Here is a 22,851-nt window from a genome sequence, read left to right on the forward strand (position 1 = left end):
GAACCGCCGTGGGGTCATGCCACTTCAGTGGGGGGTCACCCCGGCTTCAGCAGGCACTAGCCCAGGCAAAAAAAAACCTGCCCCGGAGGGCAGGCTGCACACCACAAACACACACGAGAGAGCTTTCGCGAGCAGCGAAGATCCCGTGCATACATGGTCAAAAGGTCTCCCAGTCGCTATCGTCGCCGCCTGCGGCAACGAGCTTGGGTACGGGCAACTTGGGCGCTGACGCAGCCGCTTTGCTCACTGCAGCGGCGGCGGTGCGCTCGCGTTGTTGTTCTTTGGCGGAGGCCGGGGCTGCAGTTGCAGCGGCGGTCTTCGCGGTGGGTTCAGCGGTGGTACGTGCTGCAGCCTTCGGTTGGGCTGCACGGCGCGGCACGGCCTTGGCTTTGCGCGCCGGCTTGGCAGCCGCGCTCGCAGCCACCGGCACCGTCGACATTGCGTTTGCCTGTGTGCCGGCCAGCGTCCGGAACGCCGCCACAGCTTGGCGCAGCCCGCTGGCCTGTTCCTGCAGGGACATGGCAGCGGCAGCGGCTTGCTCCACCAGCGCAGCGTTCTGCTGCGTGCCTTCGTCCATCTGCGTGACGGCCTGGTTGATCTGCTCGATGCCCGCGCTTTGTTCGTCCGATGCGGAGCTGATCTCGCCCATGATGTCGGTCACGCGTTTCACGGCCACCACCACTTCATCGATAACGCTGCCCGCTTCGGCCACCAGCGTGGTGCCGTTTTCAACGCGGCCAACCGAATCGCTGATCAGCTCTTTGATTTCCTTGGCTGCCGTGGCCGAGCGCTGCGCCAGGCTGCGCACCTCGCCCGCCACCACTGCAAAACCGCGGCCCTGCTCGCCTGCGCGCGCGGCTTCCACCGCAGCATTCAGCGCCAGGATGTTCGTCTGGAAGGCAATGCCTTCGATCACGCCGATGATGTCGGCGATCTTCTTGCTGCTGTCGTTGATGCCGGCCATGGTGTCCACCACCCGGCCAACCACTTCGCCACCCTTGACGGCAATGTCCGAGGCGTTGCCCGCCAGCGTGCTCGCCTGGCGCGCGTTGTCGGCGTTCTGGCGCACGATGCTCGTCAGCTCTTCCATGCTCGACGCGGTTTCTTCCAGCGCCGAAGCCTGCTGCTCGGTGCGCTGCGAAAGGTCGGCATTGCCGGCGGCAATCTGTTGCGTGGCACTGGCAATCGAGTCGGAACCCGAGCGCACCTGCCCCACCATCTTCTGCAGGCTTTCCTGCATGCGTTGCAGTGCCTGCAGCAGGCGGCCGGTTTCATCGGCGCGGTCCACCTGAATGGTGTGCGTGAGGTCGCCCTGCGTGATGTGCTCGGCCTGTTCAATGGCGCGCATCAGCGGCAGCGTGATCGAACGGCGCAGCGCCCACGTCAGCAGCCCGCCCACCAGAATGCCGCCCAGCAGCAGGCCGGTGGTGAGGGCGCTCAGATTGCGATGTTCGGCCTGGCTGGCTTCGTAGCCGGCTTTGGCCGCGTCCATCTGCAGGCGGTTGAGCGCCGTCACCTTGTCGCCAAGGGGGCGGTACAGCGCCGGCATGACGTCCATGACCGTCTTGTTGATGCGCGCTTCATCGTGCGCCTGCACGGCTTGCATCAGCACCTGTGCGCCGTCACGCAGGAAAACGTCGCGCAGGCCCTGAGCCTCGTCGGCCAGCTTGCGTTCGTCTGCCGTGGTGGGCAGCGCGCGGTAGCGCTTCCAGGCGGCGTCGGACTTGTCGAGGAACATCTTGGCGCGCTCGACCGTCTTTTCCGTGCCGGGCGCGTTGGGCGCCATGGCGGCACGGTCGAGCACGATGCGGAAGCTGAGCAGGTTGGAATCGGATTCAGCCAATGCCACGGTGCCCGCAAGTTGCACGGCATAGCCGTCCTGCACGCGGGTGTTGGCGTGTCGCATGCCGATCAGGCCCGTCACGCCCACGATGACGGCGAGCACACCAATGCCCGCCATCATCAGCCCCAAACGGAGCCGGATGGTCATTTTGCTGAACATGCTTCCCTCCCCTAACGGCGCCGCACCTGTTGTTACGGTGTCTTGTCACCCGGCGGGCCCCTTCGGCCCCGCCTCAATCGCTATGGGCACGTACGCCGCGCCCCAGCCGGATTCATGTCGCGATCAGGCTGCTTCGGCTTCGTCGCACAGTGCCATGTCGGCCGACATCAGCAGGCGCTCGATGTCCACCAGGATCAGCATGCGCTCGTCGATCGAGCCCAGGCCACGGATATATTCCGTGTCCAGCGCGCCCGAGAACTCCGGCGCCGGCTTGATCTGCTGGCTCTGCAGCGTCAGCACGTCCGACACACCATCCACGACGATGCCGACCACGCGGTCCATCAGGTTCAGGATGATGACGACGGTGTACTGGTTGTACTCGACGCGATCGAGCTGGAACTTGATGCGTAGATCAACGATCGGCACGATGATGCCGCGCAGGTTGATCACACCCTTGATGAAATCGGGTGCATTGGCAATGCGCGTGACGGTCTCGTAGCCGCGGATCTCCTGCACCTTCAGGATGTCGATGCCGTACTCTTCTTGACCCAGCGTGAAGGCCAGGTACTCCTCCCCGCCGGTGTCTTCGCCGATCGCGTGTTTCTTGACTTCCATTGCGGCTCCCCTCGGCCCCGTCGGGCCACTAGATTGAATTCGTTGTGGTGGTTGATAGCACCCTGTCAGGCGTGAACGCTTATGCCGCAGCCATCGCCTCGGTCGAAAAACGACCGCCCTGTGCTTCGCCCATCTCGTGCTTTTCGGCAGTAACGGCACGCGCCGCGTTTTCTGAATGGCCCGAGCGCGTCTCGCGCATCAGGGCCGACACGTCGACGATCAGCGCCACGCTGCCATCGCCCAGGATGGTCGCGCCCGAAATGCCGGGCACGCGGCGGTAGTTGGTCTCCAGGTTCTTGACCACCACCTGCTGCTGACCGACCAGCTCGTCGATCTGCAGCGCAATCTTCTTGCCTTCCGAATCCAGGATCACGACGATGCCTTCCGACGGATCGGGCAGCGACGGCGTGATGCGGAAGCGTTCGTACATCGGCACCAGCGTCAGGTATTCGTTGCGCACCTTGAGCAGGCGACCGCCGCCCGGCACGGCCTTGATGTCTTCCGGACGCGGTTGCAGCGATTCGGCCACGCACGACAGCGGGAGAATGAACACCTCTTCACCGGTCTTGACCGACATGCCGTCCAGAATCGCCAGCGTGAGCGGCAACACGATACGGATCGTCGTGCCCTTGCCCTTCTGCGACTGGATCTCGACGTAGCCGCCCATCGACTGGATGTTCTGCTTGACCACGTCCATGCCCACGCCGCGGCCCGACACGTCCGTCACCTGGTCGGCCGTAGAGAAGCCCGGCGCGAAGATGAGCTGGTTGATCTCGTCGTCGGTCATGTTGTCCGACACGGGCAGGCCGCGCTCGCGCGCCTTCTTGAGGATCTTGTCGCGGTTCAGGCCCTGGCCGTCGTCGCTCACTTCGATAACGATGTTGCCGCCCTGGTGGGCAGCGGAAAGCAGCAGTTGGCCGGTGGCGTCCTTGCCGGCGGCCACGCGGGCTTCGGGCAGTTCGATGCCGTGGTCCAGGCTGTTGCGCACCAGGTGCGTGAGCGGATCGATGATGCGCTCGATCAGGCCCTTGTCCAGTTCGGTCGACTTGCCGAACGTCGACAGCTCGACCTGCTTGCCCAGCTTGTGCGCCAGGTCGCGCACCAGGCGCGGGAAGCGGTTGAACACGTAATCCATCGGCATCATGCGGATGGACATGGCGGCCTCTTGCAGGTCGCGCGCATTGCGCGTGAGCTGCGACAGGCCGGCAAACAGGCGCTCGTTGAGGACCGGGTCGAAGGCCTGCGCGGTTTGCGCCAGCATGGCCTGCGTGATGACGAGTTCGCCCACCAGATTGATGAGCTGGTCGACCTTTTCCACGCCAACGCGGATCGACGTTTCAGCAGCCACGACCGGCTTGTGGTCGGCAGCGGCCGGGCGTGCCGGCGCCGGGGCGGCCGCAGCGGCAGCCGCCTGAGCCGGCGCAGCTTCGTTGGCAGCCGGGGCGTGCACTTCCGTCTGTGCGGCAGCGGGCGTCGGTGCGGCGACAACCGTCGCGCTGGCTTCGGCCACGGCCGGTGCCGCGCCACCCACGTGCGGCGTGATGACGATCTGGTCGGCATCGATGATGAAGCAGCTCACCGCGATGATGTCGTCGGCGGTGCAGGTGGTCTGCAGCACGATGTCGCTGTTGCGGCCGGTGCGCGCGTGGCGCAGCACGGTGCCCAGATGCTTGAGTTCGGTGACGATCAGCTCGCAGTCTTCATTCGAGACGTTGATCAGCTTGATGTCCAGGCCGCCGTCGATGTCGCCCACCGCTTCGGCCGCAGGCGCTTGGACCACCACCGGCTCGGGTTCGGGCGCGACCACCGGTTCGGGCGTCGCCACCACGGGCGCCGCAGCCACCGGCGCGGCGGCAACAGGGGCGCCTTCCTCGGCGGTCAGGCTGTTGAGCTTGGCCACCATGTATTCGAGCGTGGCCGTATCGATTGGGTGCTCTTGCCGGTAGGCATCAAGTTGGCTTTTCAACACGTCTTTCGTTTCCAGGAAGGCATCCACCATGTTTTCGCGCAGCTGCAGGGTACCGGTGCGAGCGCGGTCCAGAATCGACTCCGCCACATGCGTGAGTTCCGTCATGTGTGTGAAACCGAAGGTCGCAGCACCACCCTTGATGGAGTGCGCGCAGCGGAAGATGGCGTTCAGATCATCAGAAGAAGGGTTGGCGACATCGAGGTTGAGCAGCAGCCGCTCCATGTCGACGAGCAGCTCTTCCGCCTCTTCGAAGAAGGCGCCGAAAAACTGGCTAAGGTCGAGGTTCATATCTGTCTTCTCGGTCGTTTAATGCGTCGATGCAGACCCATGGGTCTGCGCATGCCATTCGAGCAACTGCATCACCGAATCCGTCAGCCCATCCGGGTCGAACGGCTTGGGCAGGAAGCCCGTCGCGCCGGCAGCGCGTGCCTGGTCGCGGATGGTGCTGTCAGCCTCGGTGGTCAGCATGAGGATCGGGGTGTCGGCGTAGGCCGGCAGTGTGCGCAGCGCGCGAATGAGGGTCAGGCCGTCCATCGACGGCATCACCTGATCGGTAATCACAAGGTGGTGGCTGCCCTGGGCGAGCGTGCGTGCGGCTTCCAGCGCAGCGGTGCCGTCGCCGGCTTCCGTCACGACAAAGCCGCACTCGCGCAGGCACGTGGCAATCATGCGGCGGATCGACGTGGAATCGTCCACCACCAGGATGTGTTTCTCGCTCATCGACTGTTTCTCCCCTCGGCGCTCTTTATGGCTTGGCCGCGCTCACCGCATCCGCCACACCCGTGGCACGTGCGGCGGCGTCGGTCAACGTGTCTTTGCCGTCATTGCGCAGGTCGGCCACCGGCTCGACCCCACCCGAGCGCACGGCTTCAGCGGCGCGTGCGTTGAGCACAACGATGCTGATGCGGCGGTTGATCGGGTTGTAGATATTCGTCTTGTCCAGCGGCACCGATGCCTCCAGGCCCACCACGCGGCTGACCTTCTCGGGCTTCATGCCGCCCGCCACCAGCTCGCGTCGCGATGCGTTGGCGCGGTCGGCCGACAGTTCCCAGTTGCTGTAGCCGTGTTGCGTGGCGTACTGCGTGGCATCGGTGTGGCCCGATAGGCTGATCGGGTTGGGCACGTCGTTCAGCGCCGAGCCCAGCTCGCGCAGGATGGTGCGCATGTACGGCTGCACCTCGGCACTGGCGTTGGCGAACATCGGGCGATTCTGCTGATCGACGATCTGGATGCGCAGGCCTTCGGTGGTCATGTCGATCAGCAACTGGTGCTTGAACTGGCTCATCACCGGGTTCGTCTCGACCATCTCGGCAATCTTCTGCTTGAGCTTGTTCAGCGCCGCATCGTCCGACTCATCGCGGATGTTGCGCTGGCGCTGCACGGTCGGGCTCGGGCTCGGATTCGGCTGCGGCACGTTCTGCTTGAGGGAAGGGCTACCCTGCAGGATGCTCGACTGGTCGCCCGAACCGGCACCGCCGAACAGCGCCACCTTCAGCGGCGTGCGGAAGTACGTTTCGACCGACGACAGTTCTGCCTTGGTCACCGAGCTGAGCAGCCACATCAGCAGGAAGAACGCCATCATGGCGGTCACGAAATCGGCGTAGGCGATCTTCCACGCGCCACCGTGGTGGCCGTGTCCGCTTTTCTTGTTGCGCCGAATGACAATGAAGGTCGGCGTGCTGGACTTGCTCATGGTCCGTTCCCGTCGGTTTGTGCTGCGTTGTTAGTGGCGCAGCTCGGTGGCTGTGCTCTTGTGGTCATCGATATGGTTTTGAACCAGCTCAGGAGCCGTAGCGAGCAGGCCCGAGGTTGGCGCGAGAAGCGCAGCCGTACACGGGTACGGTGAGCATCGCAGGGCCAAGATCGGGACGCGCAGTAGGATCATGAGTGGGTTCAGGCCGTTTTGGCGCCGCGCACGTGGTCTTCCAGTTCTGCAAAGGATGGGCGCTCGGTTGAGAACAGCACCTTGCGGCCGAATTCCACGGCAATGGCCGGGGCGTAGCCGTTCATGCTGGCCAGCAGCGTCACCTTGATGCACTGGAACAACTTGGTCGATTCTTCGGCGCGCTGCTCCAGCAGCGACCCCAGCGGCCCGATGAAACCGTACGCCAGCAAGATGCCGAGGAACGTACCGACCAGCGCCGAGGCGATCAGCTTGCCCAGCTCTGCCGGCGGCAGGCCGACCGAGCCCATGGTGTGCACCACGCCCATCACGGCGGCCACGATGCCGAAGGCCGGCATGGCGTCGCCCACTTTGGTGATGATGCGGGCCGGTTGTTCGGCTTCGTGGTGGTGGGTGTCGATTTCCTGATCCATCAGCGCTTCGATCTGGAACGGATTCAGGTTGCCGCCCACCATCAGGCGCAGGTAATCGCAGATGAAATCCAGCGCGTGGTGATCTGCCTGGATAGCGGGGTAATTGGCGAACAGCGTGCTTTCGTGCGGGTTCTCGATGTCGGCTTCGATCGACATCATCCCTTCGCGGCGGATCTTGGACAGCACCACATACAGCAGCGCCATCACTTCCATATAGAGGGCCTTGGTGTACTTCGAGCCCTTGAACAGGCCGGGCAGGGCCTTGACGGTGGCGTTGATGGCCTTTTTGTCGTTGCCGACCACGAAGGCGCCAATGCCGGCGCCGAAGATGATCAGCAGTTCGGTCGGCTGGAACAAGGGCCCAAGGTGTCCTCCGGCCAGCATGTAGCCGCCGAACACCGAGGCGAGAATCACGATGTAACCGATGGCAACTAACACGGGGCGAACTCCTGAATGGGCGATCCTTCGATCAATACAAGGAGGAATATCGGCATCCCCCCGGTTAACTGAAGGCTTGAGCGCCGAGTTTTGCTGCTGCGCGGTGCTTGGAAAACCCTGCCGCCGCGCCCTTCTTCACAAAGAACGGCAACAAAACGGGCGGCTTGAGCACCACCCGGCCCAAAGTAGGCTTCCCCCTAGGCCGATCCAAAGAAAAAGGGACGGAAATCGCTTTCCGTCCCCACTTTTCGCCTGTCTTTCTGCGCGCGGCGGCAAAAAAAATGCCGGTCCGCAGTTGCCTGCGACCGGCCTACCCCCTTCCCCTTTTGTCCTGCCTGAGCCCCTGTGCTTTTCTTGCTCTGTGTTCCTTGCTCTTTTGTTCTTTGTATTGTTATTTGCCGATCTGGCCGGCTATTCCCGTATTTCCCGTACTGCTACCCGTATTTCCCGTCCGCCCTTTTTTGCCCATCCCCCGGCGGTTCTGCAAGTCCCGTATTCCCGTTTTCCTGCAATGCCGTTATCAGGCGTCGACCGTCTTTTCTGCGATCGCATCAACCGGAGCAGCGACGCGCTTTTTCTTTCCTGCGCGTGACGGCGGCTGGCATACACCGCACACGAAATCATGGTGCAGGTCGTCTGCGTGGGCCACGAAATGGCCGGTGCAGCGCTTGCACTTCACGGTGTGCAGCATTTTCCCCTCGAAGAACTTCAGCATCATCCACGCACGGGTGATCGAGAGCACCTCTTCCTGTTCGTGAACGTGAATATGTTCCTGGTACAGCTTGTAGGCCGAGATCAGGCGGCGCACACCAGTGCTGCGGCTGTTCTCACCCAGAAAACGGTAGATGTTCAGGAAGATCGACGAATGGATGTTCGGCGACCACGTCAGGAACCAGTCTGCCGAGAAGGGCAGCATGCCCTTGGGCGGCGATTCCCCACGGATTTCCTTGTACAGCTTGACCAGACGCTCACGGCTGAGCGTGGTTTCCTGTTCCAGCAGTTGCAGGCGCGCACCGAGCGAAATCAATTCCGCTGCGAGGTGGATCTGCTGAACTTCGTTCATGACGCTGGTGTGACGCATGGCACTGCTCCCGCTACGCTTGCTACTCATCCAAAGTGCAATCTCTGAACCCGGCGAAAAGGCCGCCGCAAATGGCTCAGCTGATCTGCTCAACCGCCTGACGTGCCAGCAGGATCGACATTTGCGATTGCTGCAGACCCTTGTCACGGTGCGGCTGGGTCACCAGACCCAGGATGGCGTGATCGTCGAAGCGGAAGCGGCACAGCATCATGTTCGTGCTGGCCAGCTTGACGATCTGCGCGGGCGACATCGTCAGCAGGATGTCAGCCAGTTCTTCAGAGATGCCGAGGCGAAACAGTGCGGCATCCCGATCCTTGGCCAGCATCTGCTGGGCAAGCATCAAGTAGGTGAGATTCAGTTCGCTGATCTCGGAAACAATGTCTTGCGTGTCCATGTATGTCCCGTCGTGTGCAGTAAAAGTACAACTTGCATCCGATCTCGCATGGTGATGTCCGGTGGCGCTATTTTCTTGCGCCTACCCTCGCCGGGCTGTTCACCAATCCCCACGGATCGGATGTTCCTGCAGTCGGCGCCGTTGCCGGCACCTCCTGCTCCTTCTTACTCACGTCGCTAAAGACATGGCGAAGTTGTTTTCTGTTGAACACATTGTGGGTTTACGTCCGGGGTAAGTAAAGAAGGGGGGACCCCTACGTCGGAGGGGTGAGGTAGTCCATTTTCTTGTAGGCGAATTTCCTACAAATCTGTTAATAAACGTTGCAAATGAAGCCTTTGCCGACGCAACGGCCCTGGGTGGACGATGCGCTAAAGCGGGTGTTTGACACGTATTTACCCCAATGAACCGCGAAAGATAGCAATTAAATTGCCTAAAGTTGTCAGAAATCGACAAAGAAGGCGTCGCACTTCTGCGACTGTGAGCATCGGATGCCGGGTTAACCGCTTGTAGGACACTTCTGACCCGCTCCTACACGCCGTGTAGGACAGTTCCGACCGACTTTCGGCCGACTTTGTAGGATCGCTCCTACAGTCGAAAGGCGATTTTGTAGGACAGCTCCTACTTGTTTGTTTATCTAAAACAGACACGTATCTCTAATCGATACAAAATTCGGCCAGGAAACATACTTGCCTGGGTGGGAAAGGACGGACCACGCACTTCCTTTTTTGCAGCGCGGCAGGAAGTGGCGCATGGTCGTCTGCGGAAGGAAAAAACGCGGGAATTTTGATGGTCTGCCAGCCGCCCCTCGTGTAGGACAGCTGTAGGACAACGTGAGCTGCGCCAACAGCCCACGTGCGTCGTCAGTCGTGGTGCGGCGCGGACCAGGGGGCACGCAATACGGTGCCAGTGGCGGATTCTGTGATGACGAGCGATCGCCCGTCTGGTGTGAGTGCAACGTTGGTGGTGGTGCGCCCCTTGCACGACGTGATGCGCGCCAGCGGTTCACCATGCGGCGAAACGACAAACACCGCGCCCAGCGAGGCATGCGCGACGAACAGGTGGCCGGCCGCGTCCATCGCCATGCCGTCGGGCCCGCTGGTGCCGTAGAACTGCGCGAAGCGGCCCACCTTGCTCGTGCTGCCGTCAGCAAGCAGCGGCAAGCGCCAAACGGCGTTGTCGCGCGTCATGGCAACGAAGAGCGCGGATTCGTCTGGCGTCAGCACCAAACCGTTCGGGCTCGGGCCATTCGCCAGCAGGCAATCGAGCCGGCCATCCGCGCGCAGCCGATACACACGGCCGGTCGGGTCATGCAGGCCCGTCTGGCCTTGGTCGGTGAAATACACATCGCCGTTGCGGGCGACGATCAGATCATTGGGGCCTTTGAAGCGCTCGCTGTTGCGGCGAGTCAGGAACGGCGTGACTGCGCCCGTCGCAGGGTCCAGCGACAGCAACCCGTTCTTGTAGTCTGCAATCAGCAGCGTGCCGTCGTGGCGCAGCGCCAGGCCGTTCGGTTCGCCGTCGTATTCCGCCACCACATCCCAGTCGCCCTGCGCAGAAACACGCAGGATGCGGCCATGCGGAATATCCACCAGCCACAGATTGCCGTGCGCATCCCAGCACGGCCCTTCCAGAAAGCAGTCGACCGGCGCCCCGCCTTTGTTGGCGCGGGACCATTCGGTCGGCACCGGGCGACGCAGCCTGGCCGGCATCTCCGCAAAGATGGTGGTTTCGATGATGGGCCAGTTGAAATACGTCATGGCGCGGTGCCCGGTTCGGCTTGCGCCAGATGCCGCGTGACGTTGCCGGTATAGCGATACGGCAGTTGGCGCGGCATCGGACCTTTGTTGCGCTCGCCGCGACCGCTTTGCTCCCAGGCGTGCGCCAAGATGCCGACGGCCCGCGAGAGACAGAACACGCCGCGCGCCAGTGGCGCCGCAAAACCCAGTTCCGCATAGATAACAGCCGTGGCGCCGTCGATGTTCATCGGGATGGGCTTGCCCTTGCGGCCGGAAAGCAACGCTTCGATGGCGCGGCCGATGGCGGCATAGCGCCCGCCGACCACGTCGCTCCGCGCAGCCTCGTCCACCAGCGCGAGCAGGCGCCCCGCGCGGGGGTCGACCGGGTGGAAGCGATGCCCGAAGCCCGGCAGGTACTTGCCATGCGCGGCGATGAACGCATCCACACCCGCCGCCGTAGCAGCCTCCAGCGAGGCGCCGTCACACATGCGCGCCTCGATATCGTGAAACAACTCGACCGCCTGCTGCCCCGCCCCGCCGTGTACGTCGTCCAGCGCGTTCAACGCAGACGCCATCGCACCGTTGAGCGGCAGGCCACAGCTCGTCGCCATCTTGGCAATCGCAATGGATGGCGCATGCGGGCCATGATCGACGGACGCCACCAGCGCCGCTTCCAGCAGAGCAGCCTGACGCTTGGCAGGCAGCTCACCGCGCAGCATCAGCCAGATCATTTCGGCAAAACCAATCTGGCCGATCAGCTCCTGGATCGGGTAGCCGCGCACATGGATGCGGCCCGGTTCGATATCGATGATGTCGGTGCGCCAGTAATCGGCAGCGAGGCCGGCGGCAGAATCGATTGCGTTGGGGACAGATGCGGTCGTCATGATCAGATGGCGCCTTCAGCGCGCAAGGCTTCGATTTGGTCGTGGCGGTAGCCCAGCTTGGCAAGCCAGTCGTCGGTATGGGCGGAGAGCGACGGTGCGGGAGTCTTCGGGCAAGGGTCTTCACCAGACAGGCGAAAACCCGCGCGCGTCACGTGCTGCCCCGCTTCCGGGAAGGAGGTGACGAAGCTGCGGCCCGTCACCTGTTCATGCGCGAGCACGCCAGGCACGTCGAGCACCAGCCCGGCCGGCACCCCGGCTTCGATCAGCAGCGGCTCCCATTCGACGGCGGGGCGCGCGGCCAACGCCGCTTCCAGCGCGTCGTTGAGTTGCTGGCGATGTTCCTTGCGTGCATGGCGTTCGGCAAAGCGCGCATCGGTTGCAAGGCCCGGATGACCGACCACGCAACACAGCGCGGCAAACTGCTTGTCTTCGTTGGCCGCGATATTGATCAGCCCATCGCCCGTGCGGAACGTGCCCGACGGCGCCGCCGTGAAGTTCTGGTTGCCCATCGGGTGCGGCGTCACGCCGGCATTCAGGTAATTGGAGACGACCCAACCCATGGTGGCGAGCGTCGATTCCAGCATCGACACATCCACCATGCAGCCCTGCCCCGTGCGTTGCGCGCCGAGCAGGCAGGCGGTCACGGCCAGCGCCGCCGTGATGCCGCCCACCGTATCGCTGATCGGGTAACCCACGCGCAGCGGCGCGGATTCGTCATCGCCCGTGACGCTCATCACGCCGGAAATGCCCTGGATGATCTGGTCGTATGCGGGTCGGCCGCTAAGCGGGCCATCCTTGCCGAAGCCGGAGATGGCGCAGTAGACCAAGCGCGGGTTGACCTCGCGCAGCACGTCGTAGCCGAGCTCCAGGCGATCCATGACGCCGGGGCGGTAGTTTTCGATCAGGGCATCGGCCTGCGCTACCAGCTTGAGCAGGATCGCCCGCCCTTCCGGATGCTTCAGATTGACGGTGACGGACTGCTTGCCTGCATTGACGGCGACAAACGAGGCGCCCATCTTGCGGCGCGCCTGCTCCGGATCAGCGCCTAGACGGCGCGCGAGATCGCCATTGCCGGGCACCTCCACCTTGATGACTTCAGCGCCGAGCAAACCCAGCTGATAGCCGCAGAACGGCCCGGCCAGCACGTTCGACAAGTCGAGCACGCGCAAACCCGCGAGAGGCAAAGCCATGAAAACAACTCCTGCTACACAATCGGCTCCGCCCCTCGCCCCGTTCAGGAAGTTGGGCGTCTTGGCGGAGCCTAGGTTTTCTGGATGAGCTGAGCGGCGAGACGCAGCGGCGCGGGGTCGCCACCCAGCGTGGAAGTGATTTGCGCGGCGTGCTCCAGCACCGGCACGCGCCACGATTGCAGCAGCGCGCCATCGATCCGCGAAGCCGGGCCGGCAAGGCACAGCGCACCCCGCAGCGCCTGCTGCGCACCAAACACCGGCACCGAGAGGCCCACCGTTTCCCGATCGCGTTCGCCAATCGACACGTAATAGTGATCGCGCCGGATCGCGTCGTACGTGGCGCCTTGCATGCCCGAGAACGCGCACAGCACGCGCCCGCCCGAACCGCGCTCCAGGGGCAGCACATCGCCCTCGCGCACGTGATCGCGGATCGAATGGTTCGAATCCACGCGGTGCAGGCACACACGCACATCGCGCTCCCGGATGTAGAGCGACACCGCTTCGCCCGTCGCCTCAGCCAGCGCGCGCATGTGCGGCAGCACCACGTCGCCCAGACGCATGCTGCGCTGGTAGAGCGCGCCGAGCATCAACGGCGCGGCACCGATCTGGTAGCGGCCATCTTCCAGGCGAAACAGCATGCGATGCTGGATGAGCGAGCCTGCCAGCCGCAGGATCGTGCTCTTGTAGAGCCCGGTGCGGGCGGCCAGCTCGGCCAGCGTCAGCGCGTAGTCGCCGGGGCGGAACGCAAACAGGATCGAGAACGCGCGGTCCAGCGCGGCCACCCCCGACTGCCCCGGCGTGGCGGCATCGCCCTCATTGGCGGCGGTGGTCTCGTTCTGGGTGGTTTGGCGCTCTGCGGTCATGGCGGGTTGGGCGAGACGGTTCACTTGACCATCTTCAAGGCTTGGTCGACGAAGCGGTTAGTGTACGTTTTACTCACGTCGATCTTGGCGTTGCGGATCTTTTCGTCGTAGCTGGAGAGCACCGTCAGGGCCACCTTGGCATCGGCATCGGTCATCAGGCCGTCCTTCGAGAAGATCGGCTTGGAGTGACGCAGCGCATCGACAAACACGTCGCGCCCGCCCACCTGCTGCTCCTTGGGCATCTTGTCGGCAATGGCCTCGGGCGTGCTGGCGTCGATCCACTTGAGCGTGCGGATGAAGGCGTTCACCAAGCGCTGCACCGTCTCCGGGTTCTTCGTCATGAAGTCGCGCGTGACGTACAGCGTGGCCGTCGGGTAGCGGCCGCCGAACACGGCGTTTGAGCCGGCATCGGTGCGCGTATCCACCAGGAACTTGGCGGCGCGGCGCTTCTCCAGCAGGCTCGCCACGGGGTCGAAATTGACGAGCGCGTCGATCTCCTTACGATCGAGCGCCACCATGCCCGGCGCGCCCGACCCCACGGCGATGTACGACACGTCGTTGACCTGCAGACCGTTCTTGATGGCGTAGTAACGCGCAAACAGGTCAGTGGACGAACCGGGTGCGGTAATGCCGATCTTCTTGCCCTTCAGATCCTTGCCGCTCTTGATATCGAGGTCGGGCCGCACCGCCAGCACAATGCCGGGCGTGGTGTTGAGCAGCGCCACCGACACGATGTCCTTGCCCTGCGCCTGGATGTGGATGGTGTGGTCATAGAAGCCCACCACCGCATCGGTCGAACCGGCAATCAGGGCCTGCAGCGCCTTGCTGCCGCCGGCCTGGAAGTTCTCTACCTTGACGTTGAGCCCTTCCTTCTGGAAGTTGCCCAGCGACTGCGTGAGCGGCACCGGCATGTAGTTCAGGATCATCGAGCCGACCGACAGGCTCACGTCCTTCTTTTCCGGCTCGGCGGCATTGGCTACCGTACAGACGGCCGCACACAACAGGGCCGAAATCCATCGTTTCATGGTTGTCTCCGTGATGTTCTTTGCGGAAATGCGGATCAGGCGCCCGTTTCCGGATCGGCCTTCGGACGCCACACCAGCAACTTGCCTTCGAGCGCATCGACGCTGCGGTCCAGCGCAATCACAAACGCCGACAGCACGACGATCCCCGAAAACACACCGGTGGCATCGAACACGCCCTCGGCCTGTGCAATCAGGTGGCCCAGGCCAGCGGACGAACCGAGGTACTCGGCCACGATCGCGCCCATGACCGCCATGCCGACGGAGGCGCGCAGGCTGGAGAGAATCCAACTCGTGGCGGACGGCACATACACGTGGCGCAGCAGGCTGATGCGGCTGGCCTTGAGCAGGCGCGCGTTGGCCAGGATGACGGGGTTGACCTCGCGCACGCCCTGGTACGTATTGAAGAAGGTGATGAACAGCACCATCGTTGCACCCAGCGCCACCTTGGAGGTCAGCCCCAGCCCGAACCACATCACGAAGATGGGCGCGAGCAGGATGCGTGGAATCGCGTTGAAGACCTTGATGAACGGGTCGAGCACCTCGGCCGCGAGCCTGGACAAGCCGAGCCACAACCCCAGGCTGATGCCAAGCAGCGTGCCGATGCCGAACGAGAGGATCGTCTCGGCCAGAGTAATGGCCAGGTGCGTGTAGATATCGCCACCCGTGAACCACTCCCAGATGCGCGCGACGATGGACGACGGCATCGAGAAATAGAACGGGTCCACCACGCCCGCGCGGCCAAGGCCCTCCCACGCGCCGAACATCAACACCACCACGGCCAACTGAAACAGGCGGATCTTGGTCTTGTGCGCGAGACCGGCGCGCTGCGTACCCACGGCAGGCATCGTATTAGTGCTGGACGGCATGGCTCTTCTCCACTTCGGTGCCGAGGATCGACCAGATCTCGCGATACAGGCGGATGAACGCGTCGGACATGTTGATTTCAGATACGTTGCGCGGGCGCGGCAGCGTGATTTCCACATCCCCAACCGGGCGGCTGGCCGGCCCGGCGGACATGACGACCACGCGGTCGGCCAGAGCAATGGCTTCTTCCAGGTCGTGCGTGATGAACAGCAGCGATTTGCGGTCTTCCTGCCAGAGGCGCAGCAACTCGCTCTGCATGAGGTGGCGCGTGTGCACGTCCAGCGCCGAGAACGGCTCGTCCATCAGCACGATCCTGGGCGAGAGGATCAGCGTCTGCGCCATGCTGATGCGCTTCTTCTGCCCGCCCGAGAGCTGATGCGGATAGCGCGCCTCGAAGCCGGCCAGCCCGACCTTCTTCATCCACGGACGGGCGCGCTCGCGGGCCTCATCCACCGGCATGCCCTGGAACACAAGGCCCAGCGCGACGTTGTCCAGCGCCGTCTTCCAGGGCAGCAGCGAGTCCTGCTGCATCATGAAACCGGCATTGCCATTGAGCCCGGTCAGCGGCTCACCAAACACAGTGACGCTGCCGCCGGCCGGCTTGAGCAGCCCGGTCACGGCATTGAGCAACGTGCTCTTGCCGCAGCCAGTCGGCCCCACCACCGCCACGAATTCGCCTTCACCAATCGACAGGTCAACGCCCTGCACCGCCGTGAAGCTGCCGAACCGCACCGAAACCTGATTGAGCTGAACCGCCGGCAACCCGGCGCGGAGTCGGCCGCTGGCGGCCTGGGGGGAAGAAAGCATGGGCGTCTCCGTGAACGCGCCTGATTCGATGCGTTCTGTTTGATGGAATATAGTTCTATTTTATATGGCATATCGAGCGAGGTTAACGCACGTAAACCCGAAAACAGCACAGGCATCAGCGGTTTTCGCAGCTTCTTTCTAGGGAAACACCATAATTGTTCTTTCTGAAGAAACTTAATTCTTACAGACAGAACACTGCATGCTGTAAATTTGCGAGAATTGTTCGCGTGAACGCTAAAGTTTTCCGCCCACCTTCCGATGAAGGGCGTACTGATCAGCGAGATGGCCATGCAACTTTCTTCCCCTTCCGTATCTACTGCGACCGCCGGCGCATCGGGCAGCGGGAGCAGTTCGGCCGGCGACATCGAGCGCCTGCAGCGCCAGCTCAAGAACCTGCAGAAGTCGATGCAGGATCTGCCCGCGCAGAATCTGCCGCCGGATCAGGCCCGCGAGCAGGCACAGTTGCTCAGTCAGCAGATTCAGATCGTGCAAGCGCAGATCGCCCGCCTTCAGGCGCAGAACGGTCTGGAGCAAGCGCAAACCCGGTTGGAAAACCGACACAACGCATCTAAAAGCGCTTCCGGCACAGGCAATACCGACGCAGCGGCCAAGGCCCGCACGACGGACAAGGTGACCGGCTCGTCCACGGCGAGCGATACCCGCCTGCACACCCGCGAAGCAACGCAGGCACAGTCCGCGCAGTCAGCCCACCCCGCCAGCGCAGAGGCCATCACGCCGGCCAAGCCGCCGCTGGTTTCCGTCAGGGCCTGACGGCGGCAACGCGGCGGCCTGTCCTTGATGGCGCCCGTTGCCGATGCCTGACCACCTCCTTTCCTACCCCCTCCCATCGGGGGGACGCCAGCCTGCGGTGCCGACAGCGACAATCGCCGCGCCGCCATCCTGTGTGCGGCATCGAGAACACGCATGACCTCCGCCGCCAGCGACGCCCTGCCCCCGACCGCCCCCGCCGATCCGCACCCGGAACGCACGCCCTCGCGCAATTTCTTTGCACGCCACTGGCGCGGTGATTACAGCCTCGCCCGCTCGTATTGGTTGCATACCGCGCTGATGCAATTTGGCGTGGTGGCGCTCAGCGCGGGTGTTACGCATGCGCTGGCGCATAACGCACCGGCGCGCGCAGCCTCGTCGGCGCTGCTCGTGATTTACGTGATGGGTTTGGCCCTGTGGATCTGGGCGGTGGTGGGCACCTGGCGCTCCGCCGATCGCGAGCAAGCGCGCAACCGGCTTGCCGGCATGTCAAACCTGTGGCCGCTGATCGCCAAGGTGATGATCGTGCTGGGCGCTGTGGGCACCAGCTCGCGCCTCATCAACGATGGGCCGCGTCTGGGCGCGCATCTGCGCACCGCGCTGGGTGAGCAAGCGGCGTCACCGTTTACGGTGATGCCGCAACGCGATGGGCGCGCCATCCTCTTCAATGGCGGCATCAACGATGGCGCCGCCGATGCACTGGAGGCCGCGCTGCGCAAGGCGCCAAACGCCGTGGCCGTCGTGCTGCGCTCCGAAGGCGGCTGGCTGCGCGAAGGGACGTTGGTGGCAGACGTCATCCGCCGCCACCATCTGCGCACGTATGTTGAACGCACCTGCGCCTCGGCGTGCACGATCGCCTTCCTGGCAGGCGTTGACCGCGCCGCCGCACCGGGCGCACGCATCGGCTTCCACCGCCCGCGTGCGGTTGGCGCCGATCACGACCAGACCCCAGGCGCCACCGACAGCGAACTCTGGCGTGCATATGCAGACGCGGGCCTGCCCGATGCTTTCGTGCGCCGCGTGCAGGACACACCGTTCGACCAGATGTGGTTTCCCACCGCGCAGGAGCTGCTGGCCGACCACGTCGTCACGCGCGCATCGCCCGGTGGCGAATATGCAACCATGGCCACGCAGCTGAATACCCGCGAAGCCCTGGCGGCAGAACTGCGCAGCGCCCCGCTGTATGCAACCCTGGAGCGCAAGTACCCCGCGCACTTCAGCCGCTTGATCGACAAGCTGTGGCCAGAACTGCAGCGCAACGTTACCGATGCGCGGGCGGTAACACTGCTGCGCGAGCAGACGGGCAAGCTGTACCGCGCGCTGATCCCGACTGCACCCAACGCGCTGCTCTTTGCCAACGCGCAACTCACACTTGAACAGGCCCAGGCCCTGCAGCGCGTGAGCCCGGAAGCCTGCGTGGCTTATCTGGACGGCACGTCCGGGGCAAGCGCCGCTGCTGCACGATTGCCGCGCGCGCTGGTCACCCGCGAGCAGGCCTTGTTCTCCGACCTGATGCAGGCCGCCGACCCCGACCACGCGCCGGTTGTCACGCGCGCACAAACCCTGCCGGTGCTGCAACTGGCCGTGGCCGCGCTTCCCCTCAATGAACAACGCGTGCTGACCGTGCCCGCGCTGCGCCACTCCGCACCACCGGCCGAACGCTGCGAGGCGCTGATCGGTTTTTCGCGCTCCATCCTGGCCCTGCCGGAAACCGAACGTGCGCTGGCGCTGCGCGGCATGTTTGCCGATACGTCAGCGCCTGATTCGTAGCAAGACCCTTCAGGCCGAACGCAACGCGGCCAGCGACGCCCGCTGGCGCCCCTCTTCGTCAAAGTTGTCCGGTGACAGCCATTGCTCGAATGCGGCTCGCACCTGCGGCCAGTCCGCATCGATGATGGAGAACCACGCGGTATCACGGCTGCGGCCCTTGTAGACCACCGCCTGGCGGAAGATGCCTTCGAACTGGAAGCCCAGCCGTTGCGCAGTCTGCCGCGATGGTGCGTTCAGGCTGTCGCACTTCCATTCGTAGCGCCGATAGCCGAGATCTTCAAAGACGTGCTTCATCAGCAGGAACTGCGCTTCGGTCGATGTCGGCGTGCGTTGCAGCAACGGCGAGAACGTCACCGCCCCCACTTCCACCACGCCGTGATCAGGCGTGATGCGCATCAGCGCCAACGTGCCGACCGGGCGATCGGTGCGCGCGTCGATCACCGCGTATTGCAGCGGATCGCGCTTCGCCGCAATGCGCTCGATATAGGCGCGGTGTGCCGCCATATCGGCGAACGGGCCTTCCACCATGTACGTCCAGACGCGGTCGTCCTGCGCCTGGCTGAACGCATCGAACAGCGCGTCGGCGTGGCGGGCAGCGTCCAGCGGCTCCAGCCGGCAGTAGCGCCCGGCGAGCGGCGCGTGCGGCGGCAGCGGCCGGGCCGTCCAGCCGGACAGCGGCGCACCAATGGGTTGCTGATAAGCGTTGAGCGTGGGCATGCGGGAAACCTGGATCGAGAACAACAAGGAGCCTTCACCCTACCGAACGTCCTGGCTCCATGAAAAGAGCCATGGAAGCACACGTGGATAGAGCCACATCAACACCCTACGCCCGGATTAAACCGTTCGATGCCCCGCCACACGCCGATAGCGCAGGTGCGTGCAAATCGATATGTTGGCAGCGGGGGGAGACGGCGCCACGAATAGGCGCGGGCATAGGCATTGCTGTGCAGGGGTATGCACGCGCCCTCGGAATCGTCCGCCATCTTTTCTGCCAGGAGCCCGCGAGTGGCGCCGTTCATTACAGAGTGGTATTGCCGCTGGGGCCGCTGCGTCCAATACGCATGCGCGGCCGCATGGATCGCCTTTGTCGGCATGGCGCCCTGGAGCCCTGCCCGGGCGGCGCCCAGGTTTGCCTATCCCATCACGCAGCGCATTGACGCCGGCGCGAGCCTTGCCCTTCCGCGCACGTGGGGCCCATTGCAGCTGAACACAGAAACGCCCATTCCTTCCGTTGCGGCGACCATCAACTCGCCCTTTGGCCCATCGCGGCTGGTGTTTGCGCAGCAGACCGTAGCGCCGGAGAGCTTCGCGCTGGTAACGGTGCGTAAATCCGATTTCGACAAAGGCACGCCCGATTACCTGGAAACCCTGCGCTCGCGCGATCTGGCGATTCTGCTCAGCCACATGGAATCGCGCGTGCATGGCGATCGCCCGGCCTGGGCTGCCCGCCTCGTCCGTGGCAAGGCCCCGACGCAGCAGGTGCTTGCGGGGCACCGGTTGATCTACTGGGAGGGCGAATGGAGCACCTCCACGGCACGGACGGTCGTAGTGCGCGGGTATGCGTTCTTCGGCAACGGCGCGGTCTACTTGCTCCGCGTATTCGGCACCGCCGGGCACGGCAACCCCGCCGAGTTTGCCGAAGAGGCACGTTTTGCCGATTTGGTGGCCGCGACCTTCCGCACGAAGTAGCCGTCCGACTGCCGCTTTGTTGCGGCGCAACAACAAGCGTAGCCCGCGCGGTGGCCCCGCCCCTCAAGCGCTGGCCGGGCCACGCAAGCGCTGAAATCTGTTGTTACTCTTGGAACAGTCTGTTCACCCGCCGCTGTATTGTTCTTCCGCATCGCAACACCTACACTTCGTGACAGTTGTTCAGACATCGATTGCCTGAACAAGCAATGCAAGTGTTGTAAGGAGAACAATGATGAAATGGTTGGATATTGGCGCCGTCATGGCCGCCTGGATTGCGAGCTGCGTTGCAGCAGGCTGGCTCATCAGCGCCGCCGCCTTCCTGGCTTAACGCCCTCAAATGCCCTAAAAGGCAAAACGGCCGAGCGGGAACCCCTTCCCCGCCCGGCCCTGAACACCCCGGTTGATTGATTCGTCAGGCTGGCTTTTGGCCTGCCCACTGAACGAATCGGTCGACAAACCCCTGCAAGAACTGGCGCGTACGCGCATCTGTCACCCCGCCCTGGGCATCAAAGGGCTCCCCCGCAAAGTGGAAGAACACCTCCGGCAAGGGTAAGACCTTCACCCCGACCGCCGCGAGCACGTTGCGCAATTGCGCCTGCGACAGCGCCGTCCCGATGGCGCCCGGCGAAGCACCCGCAATGCCTGCCGGTTTGCTGCCCCACACGCTCTGGCCGTATGGCCGCGAACCCCAGTCGATCGCATTCTTCAGCACGCCCGGTATGCCGCGGTTGTATTCCGGCGTGACGAACAGAATGGCATCAACGCCCGCCACTGCTGCCTTGAAACGCTGCACGGGCTCGGGCAAATCGGCATCCAGATCCTGGTTGTAGAGCGGAAGCTCGCCAATCTCAATGAACTGCGCCGTCGCGCCAGACGGCAGTAAGCCCACCAGCGCCTGCGCCAACTGGCGGTTGAACGACGCCTTGCGCAGGCTGCCGACGATCACTCCGATAGTCAGATTGCTCATGAACGCTCCTTGCGTGCAAAACAGTTCAAAACGGCCTTGATACTTAATCGGCCGTTGCCGGCTCTGGGGCCACCTCGCGCTTGAGGCGGTTGATGAGGGCAAACATCAGCGGGTTCAGCAGAATCGACAGGATTGCTGCCGACAACAGCAGCCCACGCGCGCGGTCGGGCAGGATTTCCAGGCTGATCCCCAGCCCGATCAGGATGAACGAAAACTCGCCGATCTGTGCGAGGCTGGCAGAAATCGTGAGCGCCGTGCGGTTGCCGTGACCAAACGCGCGCACCACCGCAAACGCTGCCAATGACTTGCCTACCACCACGATCAGCACCGTGCCGAGCACCGCCCAGGGGTCTTCAATCAGCACGCTTGGGTCGAACAACATGCCCACCGACACAAAGAACAGCACCGCAAATGCGTCGCGCAAGGGCAGCGATTCTTCCGCCGCGCGCTGGCTGAATTCGGACTCGGCCAGCACCATGCCCGCAAAGAACGCGCCGAGCGCGAACGACACGCCAAACAGCACCGTCGCGCCATAAGCAACGCCCAGCGCCGTCGCCAGTACGCCCAGGCGGAACAGCTCGCGGCTGCCCGTCATGACAATGCGTTCCAGCATCCACGGGATCACGCGGCGGCCCACCACCAGCATCAGCGCGGCAAACGCCACCACCTTCGAGAGCGTGACGGCCAGCACCTTGACGATGTCCCACGTACTGACCGCCGTGCTGCCCGCGCCGCCCAGCGCTCCGGCCAAGGCTGGCAGCAGCACGAGCGTTACCACCATCACGAGGTCTTCCACGATCAGCCAGCCGACGGCGATATGGCCTTCGTGCGAGTTGTCGATGCCGCGATCCTCCAGCGCCTTGAGCAGCACCACCGTGCTCGCCACCGACAGCGCCAGTCCGAACACCAGCCCCGGGCCCCAATCCCACCCGAGCAGCCAGGCCAGGCCCATGCCCATGAGCGTGGCCAGCGCAATCTGCCCGATGGCACCCGGAATGGCGATGGCCTTGACCGCCAGCAACTCCTTCATCGAGAAGTGCAGCCCCACGCCAAACATCAGGAGGATCACGCCCAGCTCGGCCAGTTGCGGTGCGAGGCTTTGATCAGCCACGAAACCGGGCGTGAACGGCCCGGCCACCACGCCCGCCACCAGATAGCCGACCAGCGGCGGCAGCCGCAGGCGCTGCGCGATGGTGCCGAAGATGAAGGCCAGCACAATGCCGCCGATGATGGTGGAGATGAGCGGGGTGTCTACGTGCATGCGGTCCTGGATTGGAATGGGGCGGGTTCAAAGACGAGAGGGGCGGAAACGCCGGGAAAGGGCCGGCCGGCCCTTGTGCGACAAACACGGCGCGGATTTGTTCAGCCTGCGTCGCAACTATAAGGATTGCCCTTTGCGAAACCTTACGAAGCAAATGTCATGCAGAAGACATCGTGCCGAAAACACCGCTCCTACACTGCGCCGCAGACCGC

21 protein-coding genes are annotated in these 22,851 nt (G+C 63.8%); 3 read left to right on the plus strand and 18 right to left on the minus strand.

The genetic code is table 11. From position 1 onward, the window contains the following. Nucleotides 1-157 precede the first annotated feature (157 nt). From M1D44_RS23280 to M1D44_RS23350, 15 genes are all read right to left on the minus strand, one after another. Entirely contained in the window at nt 158-2,002 is a 1,845-nt protein-coding gene (locus M1D44_RS23280) for a methyl-accepting chemotaxis protein (RefSeq protein ID WP_316852543.1), read from the minus strand. Between the two features lie 123 nt (nt 2,003-2,125). Continuing rightward, nucleotides 2,126-2,617, minus strand: a complete 492-nt coding sequence (locus M1D44_RS23285; protein WP_024978412.1) for a chemotaxis protein CheW — start codon at nt 2,615-2,617, stop codon at nt 2,126-2,128. A 79-nt stretch (nt 2,618-2,696) separates the two neighbouring features. After that, the gene (cheA, locus tag M1D44_RS23290; protein ID WP_112188429.1) at nt 2,697-4,874 is read right to left on the minus strand and encodes a chemotaxis protein CheA; all 2,178 of its coding nucleotides are present in this window, start codon (nt 4,872-4,874) and stop codon (nt 2,697-2,699) included. Nucleotides 4,875-4,892: 18 nt separating this feature from the next. Continuing rightward, the gene (locus tag M1D44_RS23295; RefSeq protein ID WP_024978410.1) at nt 4,893-5,306 is read right to left on the minus strand and encodes a response regulator; all 414 of its coding nucleotides are present in this window, start codon (nt 5,304-5,306) and stop codon (nt 4,893-4,895) included. Nucleotides 5,307-5,331: 25 nt separating this feature from the next. Further along, a complete protein-coding gene (motB, locus tag M1D44_RS23300) occupies nt 5,332-6,279 on the minus strand; it encodes a flagellar motor protein MotB (RefSeq protein ID WP_024978409.1) in 948 nt (315 codons plus the stop codon). A 200-nt stretch (nt 6,280-6,479) separates the two neighbouring features. Next, nucleotides 6,480-7,340 carry a flagellar motor stator protein MotA gene (gene motA, locus M1D44_RS23305; protein ID WP_012430145.1) on the minus strand — a complete coding sequence of 287 codons (861 nt, stop codon included), beginning with the start codon at nt 7,338-7,340 and terminating at the stop codon, nt 6,480-6,482. Nucleotides 7,341-7,860: 520 nt separating this feature from the next. Then, on the minus strand, nt 7,861-8,421 hold the full coding sequence (gene flhC / locus M1D44_RS23310; RefSeq protein ID WP_092972206.1) for a flagellar transcriptional regulator FlhC: 561 nt from the start codon (nt 8,419-8,421) through the stop codon (nt 7,861-7,863). A 76-nt stretch (nt 8,422-8,497) separates the two neighbouring features. Beyond that, on the minus strand, nt 8,498-8,815 hold the full coding sequence (flhD, locus tag M1D44_RS23315) for a flagellar transcriptional regulator FlhD (protein WP_004627783.1): 318 nt from the start codon (nt 8,813-8,815) through the stop codon (nt 8,498-8,500). Nucleotides 8,816-9,675: 860 nt separating this feature from the next. Further along, nucleotides 9,676-10,572, minus strand: coding sequence for an SMP-30/gluconolactonase/LRE family protein (locus M1D44_RS23320; protein ID WP_112188431.1), 897 nt, complete (start codon nt 10,570-10,572; stop codon nt 9,676-9,678). Next, nucleotides 10,569-11,435, minus strand: a complete 867-nt coding sequence (locus M1D44_RS23325) for a citryl-CoA lyase (RefSeq protein ID WP_024978406.1) — start codon at nt 11,433-11,435, stop codon at nt 10,569-10,571. Before M1D44_RS23325 ends, M1D44_RS23320 begins: the two co-directional genes overlap by 4 nt. Nucleotides 11,436-11,437: 2 nt before the next feature. After that, on the minus strand, nt 11,438-12,625 hold the full coding sequence (locus M1D44_RS23330) for a CaiB/BaiF CoA transferase family protein (RefSeq protein ID WP_316683267.1): 1,188 nt from the start codon (nt 12,623-12,625) through the stop codon (nt 11,438-11,440). A gap of 71 nt (nt 12,626-12,696) precedes the next feature. Next, nucleotides 12,697-13,488, minus strand: a complete 792-nt coding sequence (locus M1D44_RS23335; protein WP_024978404.1) for an IclR family transcriptional regulator — start codon at nt 13,486-13,488, stop codon at nt 12,697-12,699. A gap of 20 nt (nt 13,489-13,508) precedes the next feature. Next, nucleotides 13,509-14,513, minus strand: coding sequence for an ABC transporter substrate-binding protein (locus M1D44_RS23340; protein WP_024978403.1), 1,005 nt, complete (start codon nt 14,511-14,513; stop codon nt 13,509-13,511). 35 nt (nt 14,514-14,548) lie between these two features. Continuing rightward, entirely contained in the window at nt 14,549-15,379 is an 831-nt protein-coding gene (locus M1D44_RS23345) for an ABC transporter permease (protein ID WP_024978402.1), read from the minus strand. Then, nucleotides 15,363-16,184: an ABC transporter ATP-binding protein gene (locus M1D44_RS23350; protein WP_024978401.1), complete on the minus strand. Its 822-nt coding sequence runs from the start codon at nt 16,182-16,184 to the stop codon at nt 15,363-15,365. The genes M1D44_RS23345 and M1D44_RS23350 overlap by 17 nt, the downstream gene beginning before the upstream one ends. A gap of 258 nt (nt 16,185-16,442) precedes the next feature. Here M1D44_RS23350 and M1D44_RS23355 point away from each other — a divergent pair, with 258 nt between their 5' ends. Continuing rightward, complete coding sequence (locus M1D44_RS23355; protein WP_024978400.1) at nt 16,443-16,955, plus strand: FlxA-like family protein; 513 nt, start codon at nt 16,443-16,445, stop codon at nt 16,953-16,955. 153 nt (nt 16,956-17,108) lie between these two features. Further along, entirely contained in the window at nt 17,109-18,722 is a 1,614-nt protein-coding gene (locus M1D44_RS23360; protein ID WP_024978399.1) for a COG3904 family protein, read from the plus strand. A 9-nt stretch (nt 18,723-18,731) separates the two neighbouring features. Here M1D44_RS23360 and M1D44_RS23365 read toward each other — a convergent pair whose 3' ends face one another. After that, nucleotides 18,732-19,439 (minus strand): GNAT family N-acetyltransferase, encoded by a 708-nt coding sequence (locus M1D44_RS23365; RefSeq protein WP_316852544.1) that lies wholly within the window; start codon nt 19,437-19,439, stop codon nt 18,732-18,734. A 288-nt stretch (nt 19,440-19,727) separates the two neighbouring features. Here M1D44_RS23365 and M1D44_RS23370 point away from each other — a divergent pair, with 288 nt between their 5' ends. Further along, the gene (locus tag M1D44_RS23370; RefSeq protein WP_316683272.1) at nt 19,728-20,411 is read left to right on the plus strand and encodes a hypothetical protein; all 684 of its coding nucleotides are present in this window, start codon (nt 19,728-19,730) and stop codon (nt 20,409-20,411) included. 412 nt (nt 20,412-20,823) lie between these two features. On the opposite strand, the gene M1D44_RS23375 is transcribed toward M1D44_RS23370, so the two are convergent. Further along, entirely contained in the window at nt 20,824-21,378 is a 555-nt protein-coding gene (locus M1D44_RS23375; protein ID WP_316683273.1) for an NADPH-dependent FMN reductase, read from the minus strand. A 43-nt stretch (nt 21,379-21,421) separates the two neighbouring features. After that, nucleotides 21,422-22,639, minus strand: coding sequence for a cation:proton antiporter domain-containing protein (locus M1D44_RS23380; RefSeq protein ID WP_082075961.1), 1,218 nt, complete (start codon nt 22,637-22,639; stop codon nt 21,422-21,424). Nucleotides 22,640-22,851 lie beyond the last annotated feature (212 nt).

The sequence above is a fragment of the Ralstonia sp. SA306 genome (genome assembly GCF_054792405.1).